This window comes from Pseudomonas sp. B21-015 (assembly GCF_024749285.1).
GTDB lineage: Bacteria > Pseudomonadota > Gammaproteobacteria > Pseudomonadales > Pseudomonadaceae > Aquipseudomonas.
In genome coordinates this window covers 4,035,820-4,059,986 of the sequence record NZ_CP087196.1, presented here as the reverse complement: position 1 = coordinate 4,059,986, position 24,167 = coordinate 4,035,820, and the positions used below count along the sequence as shown (strand labels likewise).

Genomic DNA, 24,167 nt, shown 5'->3' with positions numbered 1-24,167 from the left:
TCAGTCAATCGCGGCTCGGCGCAGGCGCAAGGCGTTGAACACCACCGAGGCAGAGCTCACGCTCATGGCCAGTGCAGCCACCAACGGGGACAACAGGTGCCCGGTCAATGGGTAGAACAACCCGGCGGCGAGGGGGATGCCCATGGCGTTGTAGGCCAGGGCAAAAGCCAGGTTCTGGTGCATGTTGCGCACGGTTGCCACCGACAGCTTGCGGGCATGCAGAATGCCGAGCAGGTCGCCCTTGACCAGGGTGACTTGAGCGCTGTTCATGGCGACATCGGTGCCGGTGCCCATAGCGATGCCGACGTCGGCACGGGCCAGGGCCGGGGCGTCGTTGATGCCGTCGCCGGCCATTGCCACACGGTGCCCGCGTTCCTGCAATCCGGCGACCAGGCGCTCCTTGTCCTGCGGCTTGACCTCGCCATGGACGTCTTCGATACCCAGTTGGCGGGCGACGGCGCGGGCGGTAGTGAGGCCGTCTCCGGTTGCCATAATCACCTGCACACCATTGGCCTGTAGACACTCTACGGCCAGCCGGGTGGTGGGTTTGATCGGGTCGGCGACGGCGAGTAACCCCGCGAGCACGCCATCCACGCCCAGGTACATGATGCTGGTTCCGTCGCTGCGCAGTTGCTCGGCGTGGGGTTGCAGGGTTTCCAGGGCGATGCCGGCTTCCGCCATCAGTGCGGTGTTGCCCAGTTGAACACTGTGCCCGTCGACCTGGCCGCGCACGCCGATCCCTGACGCCGACTCGAACGTCTGCGGTGTGCTCAACACCAAGCCATTGGCGCGAGCACGTTCGACGATGGCATGGGCCAACGGGTGTTCGCTGCCCTGGTCAAGGCTGGCGGCCAGGCGCAGTACCTCGTCAGCATTGTAACCGGGCGCAGGTTCGACGCTGTGGAACGCCGGACGACCTTCGGTGAGGGTGCCGGTCTTGTCCACGATCAGGATGTCGATCTTGCGCAGGTTCTCGATCGCCGCCGCATCCCGGAAGAGCACGCCGCTGCCGGCCGCCTTGCCGGTGGCGACCATTACCGACATGGGTGTGGCCAGACCGAGGGCACACGGGCAGGCGATGATCAGCACGGCCACTGCATTGATGAGGCCGAACACCCAGCTAGGTTGCGGCCCCCACAACCCCCATCCGACAAAAGTCAGCGCGGCAATGGCGATCACTACCATGACGAAGTAGCCGGCAATCACGTCTGCCAGCCGTTGCATCGGGGCCTTGGAGCGTTGTGCCTGGACCACCATCTGCACAATTTGCGCGAGCACGGTCGCTTGGCCCACTTTCTGCGCCTGCATCACCAGGCTGCCGTGGGTATTGAGGGTGGCGCCGATCAGCCCGTCCCCAGGCCGTTTCATCACGGGGACCGGCTCGCCTGTGAGCATGGACTCGTCCACCGCGCTTTCGCCCTGCAGCACCACACCGTCGACCGGGACTTTCTCGCCGGGGCGCACGCGCAAGGTGTCGCCGCTGTGCACATGGCTCAGTGCAATGTCTGCTTCGCTGCCGTCGGCGTTGATCCGGCGCGCGGTCTTGGGCGTCAGGCCGAGCAGTGATTTGATCGCGGCCGAGGTTTGCGAGCGCGCCTTGAGTTCCAGCATCTGTCCGAGCAGCGTCAGGGAAATAATTACCGCCGCTGCTTCGTAGTACACGCCAACCCGGCCGTCCATCATGAAGGTGGCTGGAAACAGGCCGGGTGTCAGGGTGGCGGCAAGGCTGTAGAGGAAGGCTGCCGCAGTGCCCAGGCCGATCAGCGTCCACATGTTGGGGCTGCGCTGGATGACGGAGCGCGCGCCACGCACATAGAACGGCCAGCCGGCCCAAAGCACGACGGGCGTGGCGAGCACCAGTTCGACCGCGTTCTGTGTGGCGCCGTGAAACAGGCTCAAGCCATGGCTGCCCATCGCCAGCGCGGTCACTGCCAGGGTCAGCGGCAGGGTCCACCAGAAGCGCCGGGAAAAGTCCGCGAGCTCAGGGTTGTCCGACTCCTCCAGTTCGGGCAACACCGGCTCAAGGGTCATGCCGCACTTGGGGCATGTCCCCGGACCGCGCTGGCGTATTTCCGGGTGCATGGGGCAGGTGTACTCTTTTTCGGTCGTCGGCTCCGCTGCCTGCTGCGCCAAAGCAGGTGATTTGAGGTGATCCAGATGGCGATGCATGGGTCAGTGTCTGCCGCCGTGGTGATGCCCGAACAGGTGCATCAGCGGGCACAGCAATAGAATCAGGTAGGGCAGAATCGGGTAGATATGGCCGTAGTGCTCACGAGCCAGGTAGAACATCCCGATCACCAGCAGCATGCCCAGCGCGATGCCGGGTTTGCTGCGCCAGAAAGAGGGGGCTGGCGGCGTCGAGGGCGATGAATGGTTCATGTGACTAGCTCCGTTCTGAGGTAAGTGTCCTGGGGGGCGTCCTGCCATGCCGGCCAGTGCGAACCTCCGCGACGGGGGGCTATGGCGTGATGTTTATTGACCCATCGGCATCTTCATCATGCTGGATTGTTGATCCATCATTTTCATCATCATGTCCATCATCGCTGTATCCGAGCCGTTCTTGCCGCCGGTCATGCCTTTGCCCATCCCCATACCCATACCTGGGCAATGGTCATGCATCATGCCGAGGCTGTTTCTCATCGTAGTCATGGCTTCCTGCATCGCCGCCCGGCGTTCGACCGGAGTTTTGGCGGCGATCATTTTGTCGTGAGCTGCCTGCATTTTCTTCATCTGTTCGCTCATGGCCTTGTCTTGCATGGGCATGGTTTGGGCTGCGTCACTGGCGGGGGCGGCGGGCGCCGTTTCGGGGTATTCGGTAGCCAGTGCCAGCAATGGGCCGCTCATGAGCAGAGCGGCCAGGAGGGGTTTGATGTAGATGTGCATGGCGATCTCCACAGTGATAGCGCGGATCGGCAGCGTCGGATGGCTGCGAACCAGAGTATGTCGTGTTCCCGTTAGAGGGAGTGATCTTGAACTTACGCCACGATTGGAGGGCGTTGTTGATCCATATCAAACGACGCCCACAGAGCATCATTGTGCTTTTTATGGTTATCAGGCTTTTGTGATGGAGGGGGGCAAGCGGGAATCAGTGGAGTGAAAGCGCTTCTCCAGTGTCCCAGCATCCCGATCATTCCAATGCGCGATACGTGTCAGGCAAGGCCCGACACGTATCCCTTCACATGAGTTGTTTATCCACAAGCCACGGACTTCGAACTCTTAAGATGCGCTTCAATCGAGTTGCTGGCAGAGTGGACTCTTACTCCCTTGAGTTTATCGAGTGGCGGCTCTTTCCAAAGTTTTGATGCGTCAATGGGAAGGATGACCTGTATAGCAGCCCCTTGGGGCGGATCAGCAACAAAATCGAAGTCTTGAATGCCGTCAGGCGGGAACTGGATATAAACCCGTGGCTCCAGTCTCGGGTTTGTCCATCCACCAGAATTCACCAAGCCAATTGCCGATATGTGTAGCTGCGGTGGGTTTGATTTAAGTATTTTTAAGTCGACATCCACTACTTTCATTACTTCAGCCATTTTCGAACTCCTTTCGATAATTGCGCCGCTTTTTCACCTTGGCGCTTGGGTGTTGAACCCTTTGGCTTGAAATCTGGTGTGGTTAGACGCTAGTAAAGGACCCTCTTCCTGTCCACCGACTGCCTGGCCGGTCATCGGATGTTGCAGATATACATTCTCTACAGTGCGTCCATCTCCGGACTCAACGTCCCCAGCCAAGCCACCAACCCCACAATCAACACCGCCGCTGCCAGCTCCACTACCACGCTGCGCCGCAGCGCATTGGCGGCGACCGCGTATTGCCCGTCCCGCAACGATCGCTGCAAAAACGGCCCAAGGTGAAACCGGTTCAACGCGGCGAGCACCAGCATGCCGGCAAACAGCATCACTTTGATAAACAGCAAAATCCCGTAAGTGCTGAGAAACACCTCATCGAGCTTCGGCCCAACGATGAACAGATAATTCACAACCCCCGTTACCGTGATCACCAATACGATGGCCGCGCCAACAACCTCAAACCGATTAACAGCGCGGACCAACAACCGGAGGCGCACTTCAGTTTGTAGGGCGTTGATTTTCGCCATCAACGCAAACGCCATCAACGCCCCAAGCCAAGCCCCCGCCGCCAGCAGATGCAGAATATCCACTGCGAAATGCCAATAACGACGACTGCCTTCATCCATCGCCCCATGCCCGCTCCAGGCCAGGCTGGAGAGGGCGATGCCGCCGGCAAAAACGGCGACCAACAAGCCGACACCCGGCGCACGGAGCATCACCGCTAAACCAGCGACAACCAGCGCAACGATGCGAACCGTCCAGGCCAACCCGACGTCCGTCTCCAACACCATCATCTCGATGTGCGGACGCAACTCGGCAAAGTCCGATTCCCCGCTCATGGCGCTCACCATCATCACCATGCTGGCGACGGACAACACCGTGCCAAGCACCGCCGTTCCCGCCAATATCGACCGGAACGGCAACACTGCTCCCGACACCCGTTCCTGCCCTTTAAGGCTGTACAGCCCAAAAAGCGCCACTCCAAACAACAGCATCAAATCCACATACAACGCAAACCGCAGGGCAATGCCGACCGAGTCGCTCATCAATCACTTCACTTTGAACGTAACATTACCGGTGATCGGGTGAGTGTCCGAAGACACGGCGCGCCATTCGACTTTGTAGCTGCCGGTGGGCAGGGGCGAGAGCGGGGTGATGACCATGGTTTTCGGGTCACTGCCACCGGAGACTTTGGCTTTCATGGGCATGGGGGAGTGGGCCATGCCGGGCATTTCGGTCATGACCAGTTTGGCGCCGGAGAATTGGGTCATGAGGTTTTCGGAGAAGTGCAGTTCGATATTACTCGGCGCCGCACCATCCGAGCCTTCGGTCGGGGTGGAGGAGAGCAGTTTCGGGTGGGCTTGAGCCAGTGCGCTCATGAGCAGCCCGGTGGAAAGTGCGATGACGACAGCAGTGGTTTTGATGATGCGCATGCAAGGCCTCTTACCGCTTCAAGCGGTTGGTTTTTAGGTTTTGAGTTGAAGCGTTTAGAACCACAGCCGAACGCCGAGGACCAGGCGGGCTTCGCTGCGGTCCTCGCCTTCGTCCCTGGCGTAGTCGGCGGTTTTGCCGTAGGTGCGGTTCCAGGTCACGCCGATGTAGGGCGCGAACTCCCGGCGGATTTCATAGCGCAGCCGCAGGCCGGCTTCGGTGTTGGACAGCCCGGAGCCGATGCCCCGTTGCGGGTCGTTTTTGCCGTAGACGTTGAGCTCGGCGGTCGGCTGCAAAATCAGCCGGTTGGTGAGCAGGATGTTGTAGTCGCCTTCCAGCCGTGCAGCGGTCTGGCCGCCTTCGCCGATGAACGCGGTGGCCTCGGTTTCGAAGTTGTACAGGGCCATGCCTTGCACGCCGAACGCGGCCCAGGTTTGCGGGTCGCCGGGTTTGAAATCCTGGCGCACGCCAGTCACCACGTCCCACCACGGGGAGATGGCATGACCCCACAGGGCCTGGACTTCGGCGTCTTCGGTTTTGCCGTTGACGCGTTCGCCTTCGGAGCGCAACCACAGGCGATCGATGTCGCCGCCGATCCAGCCGGACAAATCCCACGCCAATGCGCTGCCGTCGTCGGCGTCCTGCCATTCGAGTTTATCGGCGAGGAAGTAATAGTTGAGCGCATTGTCGTGCATGTCATGGCCGGCGGGGCTGACGAATACGGCGGCGCGGTCGGCGTCGGTCAATGTCGGGATCGGCGTGCGGCTTTGGGTCGGCGCGGCGGGCTGCATTTGCCCATCGTCCATGCTCTGCATTTGGCTGTGATCCATGCCTGGCATCTGGCTATGGTCCATGCCCTGCATGTCGTCGGTGGCGGCCATGGCCGAAGAGAGCGTCAGGCCCACGGTAACGAGGGCCAAAGAGAACGGAGTGAGTCTGGTCATGGGGAGCGCCTTATTCTTCCACGCGAACTTCACGGAACATGCCCATTTCCATGTGGTACAGGAGATGGCAGTGGTAGGCCCAGCGGCCGAGCGCATCGGCGGTGACCCGATAGCTGCGCTTTGATCCCGGTGGCATGTCGATGGTGTGTTTGCGCACCATGAACTGGCCGTTCTCGTCTTCGAGGTCGCTCCACATGCCGTGTAAATGAATGGGGTGAGTCATCATCGTGTCGTTGACCAGCACCACCCGAACCCGCTCGCCATACTTGAGTCGCAGCGGTTCGGCGTCGGAGAACTTCACGCCGTTGAACGACCAGGCGAACTTCTCCATGTGGCCGGTGAGGTGGAGTTCGATGGTGCGGCCGGGCTCGCGGCCGTCCGGGTCCTCGAAGGTGCTGCGCAGGTCGGAGTAGGTCAGTACACGGCGGCCGTTGTCGCGCAGGCCGATGCCCGGGTCGTCGAGTTTTGGCACGGTGCTCATGGCTTGCATGTCCACCAGCGGGTTGTCTTTTTCCGTGTCGGGATGGGATTGCATACCGGCCATGCCACCCATGGCCATGCTGCTGTGATCCATTCCGGTCATGCTGTCCATGCCCTGCATGTCGCCTCCGTCCATGCCTTGCATGGCACCGTGATCCATCCCCGCCATGTCGCCGCCCATGCTGCCGTGATCCATGCCGCCCATGCCCATGTCATCCATGGTCACCAGCGGTCGCGGATCCAGCGCTGGAACCGGCGCCGACAACCCGGCCTTCGCCGCCAGGGTGCCTCGCGCATAACCCGTTCGATCCATCGATTGCGCGAACAGGGTGTAGGCGTCCTGGGTCGGCTCGACGATCACATCGAACGTCTCCGCCACCGCGATGCGGAATTCGTCGACGCTCACCGGTTTGACGTGCAGGCCATCCGCCGCGACCACGGTCATTTTCAAGCCCGGAATACGCACGTCGAAGTAGGTCATCGACGAGCCGTTGATAAAGCGCAATCGCAACTTTTCGCCCGGCCGAAACAGACCCGTCCAGTTCATGTTCGGCGCCAGGCCGTTCATCAAGTAGGTGTAGGTGGCGCCGCTGACGTCGGCCAGATCGGTAGGGTTCATCTTCATCTCGGCCCACATCTTGCGATCGGCGACTGTCGAGCCCCAACCTTTCTCGCTGACGTCGTGGATGAAGTCCCCCACCGTCCGTTTGTTGTAGTTGTAGTAGTCCGATTGTTTCTTGAGTTTCTTCATCAGGCCGACTGCGTCTTCGTCGGTCCAGTCGGTGAGCATCACCACGTAATCGCGGTCGTACTGGAAAGGCTCCGGGTCCTTGGCATCAATTACCAACGGCCCGTAAACCCCGGACTGTTCCTGAAAGCCCGAATGGCTGTGGTACCAGTAAGTGCCGTTCTGCCGGACTTTGAACTGGTAGACGTACATTCCGCCCGGTTCAATGCCGTGAAAGCTCAAACCCGGCACGCCGTCCATGTTGGCCGGCAGCAAAATGCCGTGCCAGTGAATGGAGGTGCTGTCCTTGAGTTTGTTCTTCACCCGCAGCGTGACGGTGTCACCTTCACGCCAGCGCAACAGAGGGCCGGGAATGCCGCCGTTGATGGTCATCGCGGTTCGAGGGTTGCCGGTGATGTTGACCGGGGTTTCGCCGATGAACAGGTCGAAGTCGGTACCGGCCAGCACATTCGGTTCGCCGGGGCTGGTGACCGCCCAGACCGGCGTGCGCCACAGTCCGAGGCCAGCGAGCACCCCGCCAGCGGCCAGGCCCTTCACGAAGGTGCGTCTTGAGGTGTTGGAATGCATGCCGTTTTATCCCGTCCGGTCAGCTTGATGAAGCCCTCAGGTCCATCCTGAGCGGAGGGCAGAGAGCTTGATGAGGAGAAGGCTAACGGGCGGCGCCTTTCAGCAGGCTGAGGCCAAGATTACAGTTTTGACAGTTTCACACGATGTTCAAGGACTGCTGTTGGACCTGGACGAATCCGCCACGGTGGCATTACCGCAATTGATATATGAAGAAGACTTCAACCAACGCTGATCCGGATAGTAAGAAAATAACAACTGCCCATCCTTCATCGAGTCGATCAGTCGATGTGCAATCGCAGGCCTCACGGCCGGGCAACCGAGACTTCTGCCGATCCGGCCATTGGCCCGCGCCAGGTCTGGGCTGACGTAAGGCGCGCCGTGAATGACGATCGCTCGCTCAAAAGCGTTGTCGTTGAAACCCGGTTCCAGACCTTCCATGCGCAGGGAATAACCGTTCTGCCCGACGTAGCTGGATTGGGTGCGGTACAAACCCAGGCTGGTGGCGTAGCTGGCATTCTGATTGGAGAACTGGCTGGCCATGTTCTCGCCGCTGTTGCGGCCATGGGCGACCAGTTCATGGAACAACAATTTGCGTTGTTTAAGGTCGAATACCCAAAGACGTTGCACGGTCGAGGGCAGGGAATAATCGATCACCGCGAGTCTCTGCACCGGGACCGCGTCTTGGGCTCGGCTGCATTGGAAGGCGCGTACGGCCAGGGCAATGACCTTGGCGTTGGCATCAGGGGCCGCTTTGACCAAGGCAGCTTCAAGCGAATCGGCGTAGGCTGCCGGTAATGTAAAAAATGCAGTCAGCAGCAGGGCCGTCATTAAGCAGCCAAAGCGGTGTGGGGCCATATGCAAGTCTCATCTGAATATTTCGAGTCTAGCAGCGCGCACGACGCTAGCCGGTTGAAAACGGGAGATTAAGGATTATCCATGGGGCAGTTAACAAGGTTATTCGTCATAAGCCGCATCTTTTTTATGGGCTTTCTGATAAGCGGCACGGCGATCGCACAAACTTCGCCGATTGAGCCGGTATCTCCCGTTAGCGCTGCGGCTGAAGCGGCACCCGGCGATTATGTCGGCCAAGCGATTCAGGCTGAATTGGCGCCATTGAGTTCGGCGTTTCCGCCGCTGCTCACGTCACCGGGCCATCAGCGCGTTGATGTGAACCGAGTGGTGATGGATTTCTATAGTCATCGTGGCTATCGCGCCGCCTGGATGGACGATGACGATGTCGCCCTGTTATTGAAAAGCTTGGGCGATACCCAGACCGATGGTCTGAACCCCGCGGATTTCCGGATCGCCGAGTTGGCCGAGGCCCACGCGTTGATGCAGACAACCACCCCAACCCCCGGGCAACGGGCAGCTTTTGATATCTCCGCCACCCAGACGTTCATCACGGCGCTGCTGCAGTTGCGGCGCGGCAAGGTCGACCCTTCGCGGCTGGACATCCACTGGAACTTCGATCCCGTTGGCGTCGATCCTCGGGAGGACGTCAACAAATTTTTAGCCGCCCTCGACAGCCATGACATTGCGCGCGCCTTCGCTCAGGCGCCGCCTCAAGAAGCGGTTTACGGCACCTTGCGACAGGGCCTGGCGCAACTGCGCAAGGTTCGCGACAGGGGCGGTTGGCCAAGGATCCCGGAAGGGCAAACGCTCAGGCCCGGCATGGACGACGCCTCGGTCGCGCAGTTGCGAGCCCGTCTGGCGGCGGGCGGTTATCTCGCGCAAGCGACTGCTCGTACCGACTACGACGACGCCGTCACCGCGGCGGTGAAAAAGTATCAAGCCGAGCAATACCTTGGGGCGGACGGTGTCGCGGGGCCAGCGACACTCGCGGAACTGAATGTGTCGGTCGAGGCACGCATCGACCAGGTTCGCGTGAACATGGAGCGAGCTCGATGGCTGCTGTACAAACTTCAAGGCACCTTCGTTGTTGTCGATATCGCCGGGTACAAAGTCGCGTTCTATCGCGATGGCAAACCGATCTGGCGCTCACGGGTGCAGGTCGGTAAGCCGTTTCGCAGCACGCCGATTTTTCAATCCGCGATCACCTACATCACATTCAATCCCACCTGGACCGTGCCACCGACGATTCTGCTCAAGGACATGCTGCCGAAGATTCGCAACAATCCTGGCTACCTTGAGGCAAGCCGGATTCGCGTGATCGATCGAGATGGCAATGTGCTCGATCCGTCGACTGTCGATTGGGACAACCCGCGCGGCCTTACCCTGCGTCAGGATGCGGGGTCGGATAACTCGCTGGGGCAGGTGGTGATTCGTTTTCCCAATGAGTATTCGATTTATCTGCACGACACGCCGCATCGTGAGCTGTTCGCGAAATCCAATCGCGCGACCAGCTCCGGCTGTATTCGGGTAGAAAACCCGCTGCAATTGGTGGAGCTGTTGTTCAACGATCCGGTTCACTGGAACAGCGAAGGGATTCAAAAGCAGTTAGCCAGCGGCAAGACAGAGAACATCAGACTCCCGGTGAAAGTGCCGGTGCTGTTGGCCTACTGGACGGTGGACCTGAGTCTTGATGGGCGCGTGACATTCAAGCCCGATGTGTATGGGTACGATTCCCCGGTATTGCGGGCGTTGAATCGGCCTTCGGAGCGGCCGGCGCTGGACGGGAGGCGAGCGGCGCCTCCCTCGGTGGCAGCGGAGCAGAGTAAGTTGTAGGCCTTAAAGCCCCAAGCCTTCTTGCACAGCCAGCAGCAAATTGTGTTCCGTCAGTGCTATCGCATCCGGTTGTTGTCCGGATTGCTCGATTGCCTGAAGCCACCACTGTGTCTCGCCGTGTTCGTTCACGGTGCGTAACAGGGCGAGTTCCTTGCCTGTCGCGTGGATTTCGATCCGCCCGGCACCGTCGGCGGTGAAGCGAGCGACAGGATCGAAGGTGATGCTGTGGTGGTTGCCTTCGATCAGCAGTTGGTCGATGGCGTAATCGTAGGTCGCACCGTCCGGAGCGCTCTCGAACACGTGAGTGGAATTGCGTCGCAACTTCAGGCCCACTTCGATCAGTGGCTGCAACCAGGTTTCGATCTGGTGATACAGCTCGTAGACCTGGGCGGGCCAGCTGTCGATGGCCTGATCGGCGAAGGTCGCGTCGGCACTGGTTTGCCAGGATTGTTTCAGCTTCGCGGCGAGCTCGTCTGCTTTACTCATTTCGATTTCCTGTCGTGGTGTCAGTTAATCGTAGCTCTTTCAGCGTCATGCGGGTTTTGCTTTGCGTCATGGGGTTGAAACACTGGCGTGAAACATCGGAGGTTAATGCCCGTCACTTCAGCGCAATCCATGTGGGAGCGAGCAAGCCCGCTCCCACAGGTTCCGCGCCTTTAGGGGGGCTGCTTTTTGCACGACCCAAAGCCAGCGGACAGACTCAATTCCCCAGGTCGATTGAGTCCCCATCGATGCAGCGATTTTCATTGAGTCGCTAAAAGGCATGGCGTCACGACCACTGATCCCCCAATCCTCCGTTTACCCCGCACAACCCATTAGACTAAGCTCACAAAAATTAAGGGTTTTGGGCCGTTGCCCATGCCTTACCCTTTCAGGACTCACTTTTGCCTATCCCCATTCACGATCCGCACCACGTGCCCGGCGGTGCCTTGAAGCGGCTGCCTTTGCTCAAGGCGGCGGTGCTGTTTATTGCGACGGTGTGCCTCTGTCTCTGTGGTCTGCTGTATCTGCAGCTGGAGCAGTCGCGCCGGCACGACCTGGCGTTGGCCGAGGTGTCGTCGTCGAACCTGACCCGGGCCATGGCGCAGCAGGCCGAAGACACGTTCATGAAGGCCGATCTGGTATTGACCAGTCTGGTGGACTGGATCCAGACCGATGGTTTCGACGCTGCCCAGACGCCACGCTTGCAGAAAACCTTCGCCCGGCGGGTGCAGGCGCTGCATCAATTGCACGGGATATTTCTGTTCGACAAGCAGGGGCAATGGGTCGTGACTTCGTTCAAGAATCTGCCCCGTGGCCCAGGTGTGGCGGACCGCGAGTATTTCCAGTTCCATCAGCAGAACGCGTCTTCCGTGGCGCACATTGGGCCGGCGATTCGCAGTCGGGAGAATGGTGAGTGGATCATTCCTGTCTCCAAACGGATAAACGACAAGAACGGCAATTTTCAGGGCATGTTGCTGGCCGGGATCAAGATGTCGTACTTCGATCAGTTCTTCAAAAGCTTCAGCATCGATAGCAACGGTGCGATGTTTTTGGCGTCGACTGACGGAACACTGCTGGCGCGACGGCCGTTTGTGGAGTCGCAGATCGGCACGTCGCTGGCTCAAGGGGAGATCTTTCAAATGCTCTTGCCCCACGCGACTTCCGGTAACGCCATGATCGACTCAGTGGTGGATGGCATCGTCCGGCTGTATGGCTATCATCAGCTCGAAGCCTATCCTCTGGTGGTCGCAGCGGCGTCGTCCAGGGACGCGATCCTCAAGGACTGGTATGACACGGCGATTCAATCCAGTCTCATTGTCGCTCTGGTCGTCCTCGGTGTGGGGTTGTTCGGTTGGGTGTTCATTCATCAGGTGCGTGCGGGTGAGCGCATCGAGGCGGATTTGCGCAAGGCACAGAAAACGCTCGAATTGATCGCCACCCACGACAGCCTGACCGGTCTGGCCAACCGTCGATTGTTCGAGCGGGCGCTGGAGGTCGAGTTCGGGCGCGGTGCCCGGCGGTCGAGCCCGCTGAGCCTGATCATGCTCGATATCGATTACTTCAAACGCTACAACGACACCTACGGCCATGTGGCCGGGGACCATTGCCTGACCGAAGTGGCGCGGGCACTCAAGAGCTGCTGTCACCGCAAAGCCGATCTGGCGGTGCGCTATGGCGGTGAAGAGTTCGCGGTGCTGCTGCCGGACACCGACATCCATGGTGCGCTGACAATCGCCGAACAGATCCGCCGCAGCGTCATGGACAAGAACATCATCCACAGCGGCTCGCCCACGGGCTACGTGACGATCAGTCTTGGCTGTTATTCGTTTGTGCCGACGGGGCACGACAGCACCAATATGTTCATCGAGCGCGCGGATGCGGCGCTGTATCAAGCCAAGCACTCGGGGCGCAATCGCGCGGCGGTGTTGTCGATGGAAGGGGGCGTCGAGGCACTGATGCGTTCGGATCGATGAAGCTTGCGGCCGTCGATTGGCAATGGCCCTCTGATCACTTCTTCAAGTGTGGCAATGACTTGTATTATCCAGGGGCGATGATCGAGCATGACTGCTATGGTCAGTGGAGAGCCTGGCGGTCATGCACGACAGACCAGGCCTCGCCGGTCTCACCTGATCAGGCGATCGATTGACAGGATAAATGCATGGATTTGTCTGCCGTTACCACCGTCGCACCTGCGCGCCATACCCCAATTACCCGCAACCTGATATTCGTTGTCGGTCTGCTGTTTGTCGTTGGCGTGCTGATCGCGCTGATCGCCCTGTTCAGTATTGCCGGACGGCTCGATGCCCAGGACCTGGCCAAGACCACTTTCTATACCCAGCGCGCCCTGGAAAACCGCATCACCGCCACGAAAAACTACATCGCCAGTTATGCGAACTGGACGACGGCCTACGACCATCTGAACGGTGAGGTCGATGTGCAGTGGGCCTACGTCGAGCAGAACATGGGTAAAACCCTGTTCACCATGGACCACTACGATGGTGTTTTCGTGGTCGATCTTCAGCGAAGCAAATACGCCGTGGTGCGCGGGCTTCAGGTACAGGACGAGGCCGCGGCCTATCTGTCGACATCGATGGCGCCGCTCGTTGAGGCGGTTCAGCGTCAGGAAAGCCTCATCAAACCCGTCAGCCAGTACACCTTGTTCGAGGGTAAGCCGGCGCTGTTGACGGCTGCCGCGATCGTGCCCAATGACGAGCGTCCGGCGGTCGATCCCACAAGCACTTCGGTGCTGATATACGTCGACGAATTGAACCCCGAGAAGCTCAGTGTCTTGAGTGCCGACTACGGTTTGCATGACTTGAGCCTGGCGGCCGACGACGCCATCGCTCCCGGTCTGCCGGCCGTCGCACTCGCAGGCACCGGTTACAGCCTGGTCTCCCGGCTCGAGCAGCCGGGTCATCAACTGCTCTGGTCGCTGCTGCCGCCACTGGGCGGAGCGCTGCTGATTCTGGCGTTGTTGACGGCCTACTTCTTTCGGTATGTCTTGCGCACGTCCGGGCATGTGGATGCCAGTTACACCAGCCTCGATTTGTCAAACCAGGCGCTGGAGGCCAGTGAAGAACGTTTTCGTGCCGTGGCCGAGGCCGCGTCCGACTGGATCTGGGAAGTCGACGACCAGCATTGCATCACCTATTTGTCGGGACGCTTCAGCATTGTTACCGGGTTCTCCGATCAGCAGTGGCTGGGGCAGAACATCGGGCAACTGCTCAACTGCGATACCACACCCTTGTCGCTGTGGCTGAACAAGCTCGATGAAGAGCAGGCTGTCAGCCACTTGCGCTGTTCCTACCGCGATCAGTCGGGGCAACAACGAGTCTGCCGGGTGTCGGCGCGACCGATCCGGCGCAAGGGCGCGGTACTGGGTTTTCGCGGGACGGCCAACGACATCACCGATGAGGTCGCCGCCCATGCGCAGATCCAGCATCTGTCGTTGCACGACGCCCTGACCGGTTTGCCGAACCGCAACAAACTGGCGCGCTACCTCGAAGAGGCGCTGGCGCTGAAAGAGCAGTCAACGGCGCTGACCCTGTTGATGATCGACCTGGACAACTTCAAGCCAATCAACGATTCCCTCGGTCACCCGGCCGGCGATGCGGTATTGCTGGAAGTGGCTGCCCGTTTGCGTGAGAGCACGCGGGACATTGATCTGGTCGCCCGATTGGGTGGCGACGAGTTCGTGCTGGTGCTCCATGGCATGGACAGTCACGCGGAAATCGACCGGTTTTGCGGGCGCTTGCTCGACAGCCTGCATCAACCGATTCACTACCACCATCACACGCTGCACATCGGCGCGAGCATCGGTATCGCCTTGAGTCGGCGCCAGGGGCATATTCCGCAGGAGCTGATTCGGTGTGCCGATATCGCGTTGTATCAGGCTAAATCCGATGGCAAGAAGACCTGGTGCTACTTTGCAACGCACATGAACGATCAGATCCAGCATCGTCGGCAACTGGAAACCGACCTGCGTCAGGCGATCAAGCACAACGAATTCGTGATGCATTACCAGCCGCGTTATCACGTCGATGGCAAACGGATCGTTTCGGTCGAAGCGCTGCTGCGCTGGCAGCACCCGGTGCAAGGCTTGTTGAGCCCCGATGCATTTATTCCGCTGGCCGAGCAGACCGACCTGATCGTGCCGTTGGGGCGTTGGGTGCTGCGCGAGGCGTGCGAGACGGCCCTGACCTGGCCCGGCGCGATGATGGTGTCGGTTAACCTGTCACCGGTGCAGTTTGCCCGTAGCGATGTGATCGAGGACGTCCGGGAAGTGTTGATTCAGACCCGCTTGCCCGCCAGTCGGCTGGAGCTGGAGATCACTGAAAACGTGATGCTCAACGACGTCGATGGCGCCCTGGCGACCATGAACGCGCTCAAGGAGCTGGGCGTGCGGCTGAACATGGACGACTTCGGCACCGGATATTCTTCGCTGGGTTACTTGCGCACGTATCCGTTCGACGGGATCAAGATCGACAAGCGCTTCATCTCGTCCATGGGCAATGGCAGCAATGATCGCGCCGTGGTGCAGGCGATCATCAACCTGGGCAAGGCCATGGGCCTGACGGTGACCGCTGAAGGTGTCGAGACGCTGGAGCAGCTGGATTTTCTGATCTCGGATCAGTGCCATGAGGTGCAGGGGTTCTACCTCAGTCGTCCGGTGGACAGGTATGCGTTGCTGCCGTTGCTCAATGCCTCGCAGGAAGATTTTCCGCAGCAGGGCGCGCACCTTTAGTCGCCTGTTTCGTTCGTCACGGCAACTGCCGTGGCAGCCCTCGGTCACAACTGGATACCGTCCATCCGTTGCGAGTGTCGGACCATGAAGAACCTGAAAATCGCCACCTTCAACGTCATGCGCGGTGATCGCAGCACCGATTACACGGCGTGAGTGAAGCTTGAGTGTGGCTGGCAGAAGCGCGATTGCTGGTGCGTCGACTTACGGTCTGATTTTGTCCACACTCTCCTAGTAATAAGCTTGTCAATTTATTTTTTTGATATTGACATGTCCAGAAACAAGTGTGAAGGTATTGGTCGTGAGCAAGGATCGTACTCATTGTAATCAATAGAATTATATACGCTCAAGGGATTGGCATGTTTCATACCGCAGCTATAAATACGTCTTCTCCTCCACTTGTCTTTTCCTCCAAGGCACTCCGCGCATTATCAGTTTCCTCTCAACGCCGTTCTGGCGATAGGTGTCATTACGTCTTCGGCATGAGCAAGTCCCTCGCCGGCTGGCGATCGCTCGATATGAAGAAAGCATCTACGGCATAACTTTTAGTTATGTTCGACGTCGTTCGTTTCCGCCTCTGAAATGCGCGAAGAACTTTATCGGCCGGAATAAATCGATATCGACACATTGAGTAGTTCGCGCACTATCAACAGGTATTAACCACCATTTCCTGCACGCTCGACCATTATTGAACGCGTGGTCTATTGGAGGCATGTAATGTTTGTGTTACGCGATTTCTGGGCCACGGAGGCAGCGCTGGGCGTCGATGCCCGCTCGCAACCTGATGAGCGTGTTTCGCCATGCAGTGGTGCGTTAGAAGATGCATCACACCCTGTCCACGCTTCACCATCAGGTACTGGCCGTGGGCGCCCTGTGGGATGACGATGCAAGAAACGTCAAGCCAGTCTTGCGCCTGGCCGTGGCGCGAAAACGACGACCGTGGTTTGAGGGCTTATGGGGCAATGTCGGTGAGCCAGTCGATCTCTCGCGAGTACATTGCTAATGAATAATTTCGGTTCAAATGTTATCGAGAGAATTGAGTGTTGCAGTGGCACTGCTGGGGTTTACCCTTGATTCAGATCCAATTTATCCAACAAGGCCACATGAAAATGAAAATATCATTCATCGCTTTACTAGGGGTTTTATCGCTTATTCAAACATCGCTGTCCTTTGCGGATGATGTCAATGGGAAGAATCTCTATTTGCAGAGGTGCGCCGTGTGCCATGGAGCAGATATCAAAGGAACCGGGCCATTGGCTAATAAAAGCAATCCTCCAACACCTGACCTTACAACCTCCGCTTTCAAGAAACGACTAAATGATTATCCGGGCGTTATTGTGTCATCGATAATACTCCGCCCAAGTGGAAACTTGATTCCAAAAGTTTTGCGAGAGAACGGTGTAAAGATACCGCCGCACGCTTGGAGTGTTAATGATCTGCGCGATCTACATCAATACATGAGTGGTGTAATTTCAAAAAAACGATGATCTTGAGATGAGAGGCGGGCACAGAAATCCAAGAGCCATTTCAGGGTCGGTTGCAAACAATTCATTCAGCGAAGAGCTGATGGAGTATTAGTCATGGACAGTAGCTGTCGCTGAATTCACTTAAAACCTTATAACTCAGAGGGACAAACCCATGCGGACAAAGGTTGCAATCGTTGGAGCCGGCCCGGCTGGATTAATGTTGGGGCAGCTTCTTTCTCTTATGAATATCAGCAACGTGGTTGTTGAGAGTCGATCAAGAAATTACGTAGAGGGCCGCAGTCGCGCAGGCCAGATCACCCCTGCTACGGTCCAGATTCTTACTGAAAGTGGTGTTGGGTCGAGGATTCAATCTGAAGGAATGATACATTCTGCGTTGCAGTTCCATTATGATGGATCGACGCGCGAATTGGATTTTCAAGCACTCACCGGGCGTACGGTTACCATTTATGGTCAACAGGAAATTATCAAGGATCTGATTGCAGCACGTTTAAAAACAGATTACCCACTTTTGTTCGACGCTGCAGATGTTCAGATTCATAATACCGATGGAAATGCGCCTTCTATTTCTTTTAGGCACGGCGACACACAACAGACTCTAGAGTGCGACTTTGTCGTCGGCTGCGACGGCTTTCATGGCATTTGTCGTCCGCATATCGCTGATTCTCTTACCCACTTTTCGCACACCTATCCTTTTGCTTGGCTAGCGGTTCTCGCCGAAATGTCACCCATTTCAGAGGATGTCATTTTTTCCAGCCACGAAACCGGGCTTGCATTATTCACCATGCGCTCCCCAAATGTTTCAAGAATTTATTTGCAGTGTTCTCCGGACGAAGATCTCAATGAGTGGTCTGGTTCGCGAATCTGGGATCTTTTGCAATTACGTATAGAGGGTAGGCCTGAGAAAGTTAATGGTGGGACGATTATCGAAAAAAGTATTGTGCAGCTTAGAAGTTTTGTTGCCGAAAAAATGCAAAAGGGAAGGCTCTTTCTAGCGGGAGATGCTGCACACATCGTGCCGCCTTCTGCCGCAAAAGGGCTTAATCTCGCAGTTTCCGATGCTAATATTCTTGCTCGCGCCTTTGAACAATTTTATGCCAGCGACAAGGATGAGCTCCTGCTGTCTTATTCCGACATCGCCTTGAAACAGGTGTGGAGGGATGTACAGTTTTCCCACTGGATGGCCATGTTGCTACATCGTTTCGACGACAACTCTCATTTCCATAGACGACTTCAGATAGCTGAACTTGATCGTATTCTCGGGTCTGGCCCCGCAGCGCAAAACTTCGCAGAACTATGGGTCGGGAATCCTCCATTCGCAGCGTCGATTTGAACCAGTCCACGATTAAGTTGCTAATCTGAAAACATGGAGTTGTGCAATGGGTCAAATACGGAAGATCCTGATTATCTTACATCAGGAGCAATCTACGCCTGGCCGAGTAGGCTTCCTGCTGCGTCAACTGGGATTCGAGCTTGATATCCGCAGGCCGCGATTTGGTGATCCTCTTCCGCAGAGTATGAGGGAGTACGAAGGTGTGGTCGTTTTCGGCGGTCCGATGAGTGCTAATGACAACGACGAGTATATTCGCGAAGAAATCAACTGGTTGGCCAAGCCGTTGAAGGAAGGGAAACCATTGCTTGGTCTTTGTCTAGGCGCGCAAATGCTGACTCGGCACTTGGGTGCGCGCGTCTACCGACTCGATAACGGAGGAACTGAGGCGGGTTATTATCCGATAACACCGCTTGCTGCTGCTCACGAGATAACCGCTGACGCATGCGCACCCTTTCCAGGCCATGTCTATCAGTGGCATAGCGAAGGCTTCGATTTGCCCAATGGCGCTACGCAGCTCGCCGAAGGTTCGACCTTTCCAGTTCAAGCCTATCGATATGCAGGTAACGCCTACGCTTTGCAATTTCACCCCGAAGTAACTTACGAGACGATCAATCGCTGGGCAATGCGGGGTACCGAACGGCTCAAAGCGCCTGGTACGAAGCCCGCAGATGAGCATATTGCTGGCTGGCATCTATATGACTCCGCGGTCGCAACCTGGATCAAAGCGTTTCTTCCAAAATGGATAGAAACGCCTGCTTAAACCATTTGAGTGACAGGGTATCGAGATTCGGACTAATAACTTCAGTCAGTGCGGAAACATACGGGCTTCGACACTTATACAGGGATAGTGCAGTATGGGCTTTCAACTTTGGATATTGTTTTGCGTCGTATTTCTTTCAGCGGCGATCCTTCCGGGGCCGAATGTTGCCTTCTCTATGGCACAAGCACTGGATCATGGTTTCAAGGAATCATTTCCGGGCGCTGTTGGTTTCGGGTTGGCGAGCGGGGGGCACGCAGTTGTTGTTCTTTCGGGGCTCGGCATACTCGTCAGTAATAATCCTGACATTTTGTTTTGGCTTAAATGGGTGGGCGTTGCGTACCTGTTCTATCTTGCGCTGAAATCGTTGCGCTCGCACTCCCAAGTAGTTGTTGCGACATCAAGCAAGCGTACACCGCTTCAAATGTTCACGGGGGCGATAATTGTCTCATTCACAAATCCTAAGGGTATATTGACGAATATAATATTATTTCCGACATTCATAGATAAGACTTTGCCTTATGTTCCGCAGTGCATTGCATTGGTGGCGACGGCAATATTCATTTCTACGTCGGTGTATTCCATGTATATGCTTCTGGCTCGCCATGCGGCGAAGATTTTTCGAACCAAACGCCAAATGAGTGTGGTGACGGGCGTTTTATATGTCGGTGTCGCTGCTGCTATTGCGACAACGATCTGAGTGATTGTGACAGCTTGGTATCACCAGCATTCAAGTGAGGTTCATTTTGATTGGCGTATTTGATTTCGGTAGCGGCGGATTAACGGTGATGCGCGCGTTTGAATCCGTCTTGCAAAATGAACAATTCGTCTATTTGGGTGATCATGGAAACGCGCCCTATGGCAATAATGTATCCGACGATATCCATGATCTGACACAAGCCGCCCTTGATCGCCTTTTCAGGTATGGCTGCTCACTGGTAGTCATCGCCTGTAATACTGCGGTGGCAATTAGTCTGCGGAAATTACAGCAGGCGTGGCTTCCAGAAGTGTATCCAGGTCGGAGGGTGATCGGCGTGATCGCACCTGTCGCTGAAGCGATTACGGGAGCGCCTTGGAATCCGACATCCGCTGCCACGCATGATCACTCTGATTACCCTGTGGAGAGCGTCGCCATTTTCGCTACTCAGCACACGGTTCAATCAAATGCCTTTGCTGTGGAAATCAATAACAGACGTCCTGGAATAAACGTGTACCAACAAGCATGCCCTGGTCTCGCTTTGCTCATTGAGCAAGACGCACCTGAGGATAGAGTGCGCGCCGAAATCCGTAAAAATGTTAAAGCGCTTCTGAATGCCGCTGCGCAAACTCCAGATGTTTGCATTTTGGGATGTACGCATTATCCGATAGTTGAGCATATATGGCGAACGGAGCTCCCGGGCTCAATGCGTATAATTTCCCAGTCCGATGCTTGCGCACAGAGTCTGGTTGAATACCTAAAAAGTAACCCTCGCTTCTCTAATGCAAGAGTGGGAGATAATAAGTTCTTTACGACAGGCGATGTCAACACAGTTTCAGAGCGAGCATCTTTGTTCTACGGGTCAAGGGTGGAGTTTTCGAGAATAGATGCGTAGTTGCTTGTAGCAATCATGTGTGTAAGTTTCACTCTTTGTTCGCTTATGGCGCACAGAGTGGAGTGGTAGATAAAACGGACGATTAAGACTTTAGGAGAAAGTGATGAAACTTGTTGGCATGATGGGATCACCCTATGTTCGGCGCGTGGCAATTTCGTTACGGCTGATGGGCGTGGAGCATGAGCATCGGCAGATTTCGGTGTTTCGCGATGCTGATGAATTCCGAGCGATCAATTCGGTAGTCAAGGCACCCACTCTAATTTGCGATAATGGCGAAATGATCATGGACTCGTCGATGATCCTTGATTATCTGGAGTCGCTGGTCGAACCAAAACACAGTTTGATGCCAAAAGACTCGAGGCAGCATCAAAAGGTGCTTTCGCTCATTGGGCTCGGCCTCGCTGTTTGCGAAAAAGCTGTCCAACTCGAGTATGAGCACAACAAGCCGGTCGAATATCACTATGAGCCTTGGCTAACTCGTATCGCCGAGCAATTGCATGCCGCGTTGGCACTTCTGGAAGAAGCTGCGGTTCGCGCCAATCCTTGGCTTGCAACCGCGCAAGTGTCTCAGGCCGATGTGACTGTGGCAGCAGCTTGGCGTTTCACGCAATTCAGGGTGTCCAACCTGGTCGATGTCAAAAGCTATACCGCGCTTGCCGCCTATTCCGACCAGATCGAGCAACTGCCGGAGTTCGTCGATACACCACTTAAATAAACTCTGTCCCTGCCCCTCCAGTGTAGGGGCGGGTTTTAGTTGCATAAACCTTGGACTGGTTTGTCGATGAAGGGCGAGACCCTATAGACGAGGCAACTCTGTTATTGCGTGATTCACAGGAGACACAAAAATGTTGAGTCTAGAAGATTTTTTTGCCTACGGCGAAGCGGGGTATACCCATGTTCCGCTTTGGCAGAGCCTGCCGTTGCCGCCAGGGGTCGAAGCACTTTCGCTGTACCAAGGGTTAGCCAACTGCGGGCAAGACTACCTGTTCGAAACGGGGCACTGGCACGATGGCGTGTTCGAACAGGCGTACTCGGCGATTGGTCTGCCTTGCAGTCAACGAATCGAGCTCGATGAGGGCGTCTTGCGCCTGTATCGCGACGGCCAGATGTCAGCCAAGATTGACTGCGACGATCCGTTGGCAGAGCTGGCCAGGCTGCAAAAGGACTTTCGTATACCGCGGTGCCCCGGCCTCCCTTCCTTCAGCGGTGGGTTCTTCGGCTATTTCGGTTTCGAAACGACTCGGCTGATCGAGCCTCGTTTACGTCGCGTACCCCGCAAGCCCTCCGGTTTTCAGCTCCCTGACGTATTGCAATTGATCAGCACTGATCTGGTCGTGCTGGACCACCGCGCACGTCTGGCCTATTGCATCGTGCATGAAAGCCCGAAGGCCCTGGGCGATTACCAGTGCGGCCAAGACAGACTCAACCGACTAGTCGCGCATTTGCGCCCATTGCTCGTACCATCCGCGCCCTGCGGGCACGTGGTTGAGGCTACAACCCCTGCCGCCGAGTCGGCCTTCCCGCAGCCAGCGTTTGTTAAGGCAGTGACACGCATCAAGAACTATATCGCTGCTGGCGATGTGATGCAGGTCGTTTTATCCCAACGCATGAGCCTTCCTTTCGAAGAAGACGCCGTCGCGTTGTACCGTTCCTTGGCTGATTTGGGTCACACACCCTATCGCTACTTACTGAACCTGGGCGACTGCCAAGTGGTCGGCGCATCTCCAGAAATGTTGTTTCGCCAGGAAGAGCAAATGGTTACAACCCGGCCGATGGCAGGTACACGCCGTAGGGGCAGTGTGGTGGCCGAAGACAATCGGCTCAAGGAAGAACTGCTCGCTGATCCGAAGGAAATCGCCGAGCATATGATGCTCGTCGATCTGTCGCGAAATGACCTCGGTCGGTTGGCCAACGTTGGAAGTGTGCAAGTGACCCAATTGCTGAATGTGGAATATTTTTCCCATGTCATGCACATTGTCTCTACTGTTACCGGCCAGATACCTGACCACGTCAGTGGTTTGGAGCTGCTCAAAAGCATTTTCCCTGCAGGCACGCTGAGTGGGGCGTCGAAGGTGCGTGCGCTTGAGATTATTGCCGAACTGGAACCCCATTCTCGCGGGGTTTATGGCGGTGCCATCGGCTATTTGGATTGGAGCGGCCGTGCCGACTTGGCTATCGCCATTCGAACCGGACTGCTTCAAGACGCTCGTCTCTACGTTCAGGCAGGCGCCGGAGTGGTGCAGGACTCGGTAGCAGATCGCGAGTGGCAGGAAACGATAGAGAAAAGCCAGTTGGTTTGGGTTGCAGCCAGCCGGTGTAGAACTGTCGCGCAACGCCAGGAGGTGGCGTATGCATTTAATGATCGATAACTACGACTCGTTTACCTACAACATCGTGCAGTACCTGGGAGTTCTCGGGGCTGATATTGAAGTGCGTCGTAATGACGAAATTACCTTGGCAGAAATAGACGAACTGGCGCCAGAGTCCTTGATTGTCTCTCCTGGGCCGTGTTCTCCAGCCGAAGCGGGTATTTCCCTCGCAGCAATCAATCATTTTGCGGGCCGTTTGCCTATATTAGGCATCTGTCTTGGTCATCAGTGCATAACCGCCGCTTTTGGCGGTGAGGTGCGCAGGGCCCGTGAGGTGCTTCATGGAAAAGTTTCACGTATCCGTCACGACAGACGTGACTTGTTCGACGGCCTGCCTGACGGATTGCAAGTAGCACGGTATCACTCGTTAGTGGCCGGTGTCTTACCCAGCCAATTAGTTGCCACGGCGCATGTTCTGGACGAAGACGGCATGCCGGGGGAGATCATGGCGCTGCGGCACCGAGAATTGCCGATCTATGGAGTGCAATTTCATCCAGAGTCATTGATGACGCAACAAGGCCTGGCGATGTTAGCCAATTACCTTCAACTGGCTGAGCGAGGCCGCGTCACCAGGGCCGCTACCTGATCGCTCGCTACGAAGCGCCGACACACTTACGGAGCATGATCATTGCCCATGAGGTGACCAATGTTGGTCATGACCGGACGCAGCTCAGCAATATGGCGAACCAGGCGCGTAAAGAGATCGGCGCTGAGTCGCCGACGATGGGGCTGCCAGTCCTGCGCAATGCAGAGGCCGTGTACGACGGGCAAGGAGCGCCGTGTGAGGCGCTGGGAGCATGAAGCGATATTCGACGCGATGGCAGGTTCGGTTAGAAGATGATCCAGCGATGATGAGGGGGCGTCGACAGACCGTTGAACATCCTTTTGGAACGCTCAAGTATTGGATGGGGCCACCCACTCGAAAGGCTGCTTTGCAGGCCATATGAAAACGCACTGAAGGCCAGCCCAACAAACGCCCCGACTTGT

At 56.9% G+C, this 24,167-nt stretch carries 22 protein-coding genes and 1 pseudogene; 13 read left to right on the top strand and 10 right to left on the bottom strand.

Features of this window, described 5'->3' with window-relative positions; genetic code table 11:
* From LOY38_RS18255 to LOY38_RS18215, 9 genes are all read right to left on the bottom strand, one after another.
* A complete protein-coding gene (locus LOY38_RS18255) occupies window positions 1-2,082 on the bottom strand; it encodes a copper-translocating P-type ATPase (RefSeq protein ID WP_258700750.1) in 2,082 nt (693 codons plus the stop codon).
* A 90-nt stretch (window positions 2,083-2,172) separates the two neighbouring features.
* Window positions 2,173-2,379: a DUF2933 domain-containing protein gene (locus LOY38_RS18250; protein WP_258696423.1), complete on the bottom strand. Its 207-nt coding sequence runs from the start codon at window positions 2,377-2,379 to the stop codon at window positions 2,173-2,175.
* Window positions 2,380-2,472: 93 nt separating this feature from the next.
* Window positions 2,473-2,883: a hypothetical protein gene (locus LOY38_RS18245; protein WP_258696422.1), complete on the bottom strand. Its 411-nt coding sequence runs from the start codon at window positions 2,881-2,883 to the stop codon at window positions 2,473-2,475.
* A gap of 305 nt (window positions 2,884-3,188) precedes the next feature.
* Window positions 3,189-3,530 (bottom strand): hypothetical protein, encoded by a 342-nt coding sequence (locus tag LOY38_RS18240; RefSeq protein ID WP_038980048.1) that lies wholly within the window; start codon window positions 3,528-3,530, stop codon window positions 3,189-3,191.
* Window positions 3,531-3,688: 158 nt separating this feature from the next.
* Complete coding sequence (copD, locus tag LOY38_RS18235; protein ID WP_258696421.1) at window positions 3,689-4,612, bottom strand: copper homeostasis membrane protein CopD; 924 nt, start codon at window positions 4,610-4,612, stop codon at window positions 3,689-3,691.
* 3 nt (window positions 4,613-4,615) lie between these two features.
* A complete protein-coding gene (copC, locus tag LOY38_RS18230; protein WP_258696420.1) occupies window positions 4,616-4,999 on the bottom strand; it encodes a copper homeostasis periplasmic binding protein CopC in 384 nt (127 codons plus the stop codon).
* 54 nt (window positions 5,000-5,053) lie between these two features.
* Entirely contained in the window at window positions 5,054-5,941 is an 888-nt protein-coding gene (locus LOY38_RS18225; RefSeq protein ID WP_258696419.1) for a copper resistance protein B, read from the bottom strand.
* Between the two features lie 10 nt (window positions 5,942-5,951).
* Complete coding sequence (locus LOY38_RS18220) at window positions 5,952-7,736, bottom strand: copper resistance system multicopper oxidase (protein ID WP_258696418.1); 1,785 nt, start codon at window positions 7,734-7,736, stop codon at window positions 5,952-5,954.
* A 147-nt stretch (window positions 7,737-7,883) separates the two neighbouring features.
* Entirely contained in the window at window positions 7,884-8,591 is a 708-nt protein-coding gene (locus LOY38_RS18215) for a murein L,D-transpeptidase catalytic domain family protein (protein WP_258696417.1), read from the bottom strand.
* A gap of 81 nt (window positions 8,592-8,672) precedes the next feature.
* On the opposite strand from LOY38_RS18215, the gene LOY38_RS18210 reads away from it, so the two are divergent.
* Window positions 8,673-10,421, top strand: a complete 1,749-nt coding sequence (locus tag LOY38_RS18210; RefSeq protein ID WP_258696416.1) for a murein L,D-transpeptidase — start codon at window positions 8,673-8,675, stop codon at window positions 10,419-10,421.
* 3 nt (window positions 10,422-10,424) lie between these two features.
* Here LOY38_RS18210 and LOY38_RS18205 read toward each other — a convergent pair whose 3' ends face one another.
* Entirely contained in the window at window positions 10,425-10,907 is a 483-nt protein-coding gene (locus LOY38_RS18205; RefSeq protein ID WP_258696415.1) for a hypothetical protein, read from the bottom strand.
* A gap of 398 nt (window positions 10,908-11,305) precedes the next feature.
* On the opposite strand from LOY38_RS18205, the gene LOY38_RS18200 reads away from it, so the two are divergent.
* The 12 genes and pseudogenes from LOY38_RS18200 to LOY38_RS30375 form a co-directional block, all read left to right on the top strand.
* Complete coding sequence (locus LOY38_RS18200; protein WP_258696414.1) at window positions 11,306-12,877, top strand: GGDEF domain-containing protein; 1,572 nt, start codon at window positions 11,306-11,308, stop codon at window positions 12,875-12,877.
* A 185-nt stretch (window positions 12,878-13,062) separates the two neighbouring features.
* Complete coding sequence (locus tag LOY38_RS18195; protein ID WP_258696413.1) at window positions 13,063-15,648, top strand: EAL domain-containing protein; 2,586 nt, start codon at window positions 13,063-13,065, stop codon at window positions 15,646-15,648.
* A gap of 30 nt (window positions 15,649-15,678) precedes the next feature.
* Window positions 15,679-15,801 (top strand): hypothetical protein, encoded by a 123-nt coding sequence (locus LOY38_RS18190; RefSeq protein ID WP_258696412.1) that lies wholly within the window; start codon window positions 15,679-15,681, stop codon window positions 15,799-15,801.
* A gap of 947 nt (window positions 15,802-16,748) precedes the next feature.
* Window positions 16,749-17,132 (top strand): cytochrome c, encoded by a 384-nt coding sequence (locus LOY38_RS18185; protein ID WP_258700749.1) that lies wholly within the window; start codon window positions 16,749-16,751, stop codon window positions 17,130-17,132.
* Between the two features lie 151 nt (window positions 17,133-17,283).
* Entirely contained in the window at window positions 17,284-18,462 is a 1,179-nt protein-coding gene (locus LOY38_RS18180; protein WP_258696411.1) for a 4-hydroxybenzoate 3-monooxygenase, read from the top strand.
* A 46-nt stretch (window positions 18,463-18,508) separates the two neighbouring features.
* Entirely contained in the window at window positions 18,509-19,222 is a 714-nt protein-coding gene (locus LOY38_RS18175; protein ID WP_258696410.1) for a glutamine amidotransferase, read from the top strand.
* Between the two features lie 94 nt (window positions 19,223-19,316).
* Complete coding sequence (locus LOY38_RS18170; RefSeq protein WP_258696409.1) at window positions 19,317-19,919, top strand: LysE family translocator; 603 nt, start codon at window positions 19,317-19,319, stop codon at window positions 19,917-19,919.
* Between the two features lie 46 nt (window positions 19,920-19,965).
* Complete coding sequence (locus tag LOY38_RS18165) at window positions 19,966-20,811, top strand: glutamate racemase (RefSeq protein WP_258696408.1); 846 nt, start codon at window positions 19,966-19,968, stop codon at window positions 20,809-20,811.
* A gap of 103 nt (window positions 20,812-20,914) precedes the next feature.
* Window positions 20,915-21,526, top strand: a complete 612-nt coding sequence (locus tag LOY38_RS18160) for a glutathione S-transferase family protein (RefSeq protein ID WP_258696407.1) — start codon at window positions 20,915-20,917, stop codon at window positions 21,524-21,526.
* A gap of 130 nt (window positions 21,527-21,656) precedes the next feature.
* Window positions 21,657-23,180 (top strand): anthranilate synthase component I family protein, encoded by a 1,524-nt coding sequence (locus tag LOY38_RS18155; RefSeq protein ID WP_258696406.1) that lies wholly within the window; start codon window positions 21,657-21,659, stop codon window positions 23,178-23,180.
* Window positions 23,161-23,766, top strand: a complete 606-nt coding sequence (locus LOY38_RS18150) for an aminodeoxychorismate/anthranilate synthase component II (RefSeq protein ID WP_258696405.1) — start codon at window positions 23,161-23,163, stop codon at window positions 23,764-23,766. Before LOY38_RS18155 ends, LOY38_RS18150 begins: the two co-directional genes overlap by 20 nt.
* A 35-nt stretch (window positions 23,767-23,801) precedes the next feature.
* Window positions 23,802-24,091, top strand: a pseudogene (locus LOY38_RS30375) (hypothetical protein); the annotation flags it as partial.
* Window positions 24,092-24,167: the final 76 nt, after the last annotated feature.

What these genes read in the sequence shown, in the direction of transcription:
- LOY38_RS18225 (WP_258696419.1), bottom strand. Translation starts at nt 5,941, where the DNA reads ATGACCAGACTCACTCCGTTCTCTTTGGCCCTCGTTACCGTGGGCCTG.
- LOY38_RS18170 (WP_258696409.1), top strand. Translation starts at nt 19,317, where the DNA reads ATGGGCTTTCAACTTTGGATATTGTTTTGCGTCGTATTTCTTTCAGCG.
- copD (WP_258696421.1), bottom strand. Translation starts at nt 4,612, where the DNA reads ATGAGCGACTCGGTCGGCATTGCCCTGCGGTTTGCGTTGTATGTGGAT.
- LOY38_RS18205 (WP_258696415.1), bottom strand. Translation starts at nt 10,907, where the DNA reads ATGAGTAAAGCAGACGAGCTCGCCGCGAAGCTGAAACAATCCTGGCAA.
- LOY38_RS18175 (WP_258696410.1), top strand. Translation starts at nt 18,509, where the DNA reads ATGGGTCAAATACGGAAGATCCTGATTATCTTACATCAGGAGCAATCT.
- LOY38_RS18180 (WP_258696411.1), top strand. Translation starts at nt 17,284, where the DNA reads ATGCGGACAAAGGTTGCAATCGTTGGAGCCGGCCCGGCTGGATTAATG.
- LOY38_RS18255 (WP_258700750.1), bottom strand. Translation starts at nt 2,082, where the DNA reads ATGCACCCGGAAATACGCCAGCGCGGTCCGGGGACATGCCCCAAGTGC.
- LOY38_RS18215 (WP_258696417.1), bottom strand. Translation starts at nt 8,591, where the DNA reads ATGGCCCCACACCGCTTTGGCTGCTTAATGACGGCCCTGCTGCTGACT.
- LOY38_RS18220 (WP_258696418.1), bottom strand. Translation starts at nt 7,736, where the DNA reads ATGCATTCCAACACCTCAAGACGCACCTTCGTGAAGGGCCTGGCCGCT.
- LOY38_RS18185 (WP_258700749.1), top strand. Translation starts at nt 16,749, where the DNA reads ATGAAAATGAAAATATCATTCATCGCTTTACTAGGGGTTTTATCGCTT.
- LOY38_RS18250 (WP_258696423.1), bottom strand. Translation starts at nt 2,379, where the DNA reads ATGAACCATTCATCGCCCTCGACGCCGCCAGCCCCCTCTTTCTGGCGC.
- LOY38_RS18240 (WP_038980048.1), bottom strand. Translation starts at nt 3,530, where the DNA reads ATGGCTGAAGTAATGAAAGTAGTGGATGTCGACTTAAAAATACTTAAA.
- LOY38_RS18210 (WP_258696416.1), top strand. Translation starts at nt 8,673, where the DNA reads ATGGGGCAGTTAACAAGGTTATTCGTCATAAGCCGCATCTTTTTTATG.
- LOY38_RS18195 (WP_258696413.1), top strand. Translation starts at nt 13,063, where the DNA reads ATGGATTTGTCTGCCGTTACCACCGTCGCACCTGCGCGCCATACCCCA.
- copC (WP_258696420.1), bottom strand. Translation starts at nt 4,999, where the DNA reads ATGCGCATCATCAAAACCACTGCTGTCGTCATCGCACTTTCCACCGGG.
- LOY38_RS18245 (WP_258696422.1), bottom strand. Translation starts at nt 2,883, where the DNA reads ATGCACATCTACATCAAACCCCTCCTGGCCGCTCTGCTCATGAGCGGC.
- LOY38_RS18160 (WP_258696407.1), top strand. Translation starts at nt 20,915, where the DNA reads ATGAAACTTGTTGGCATGATGGGATCACCCTATGTTCGGCGCGTGGCA.
- LOY38_RS18150 (WP_258696405.1), top strand. Translation starts at nt 23,161, where the DNA reads ATGCATTTAATGATCGATAACTACGACTCGTTTACCTACAACATCGTG.
- LOY38_RS18155 (WP_258696406.1), top strand. Translation starts at nt 21,657, where the DNA reads ATGTTGAGTCTAGAAGATTTTTTTGCCTACGGCGAAGCGGGGTATACC.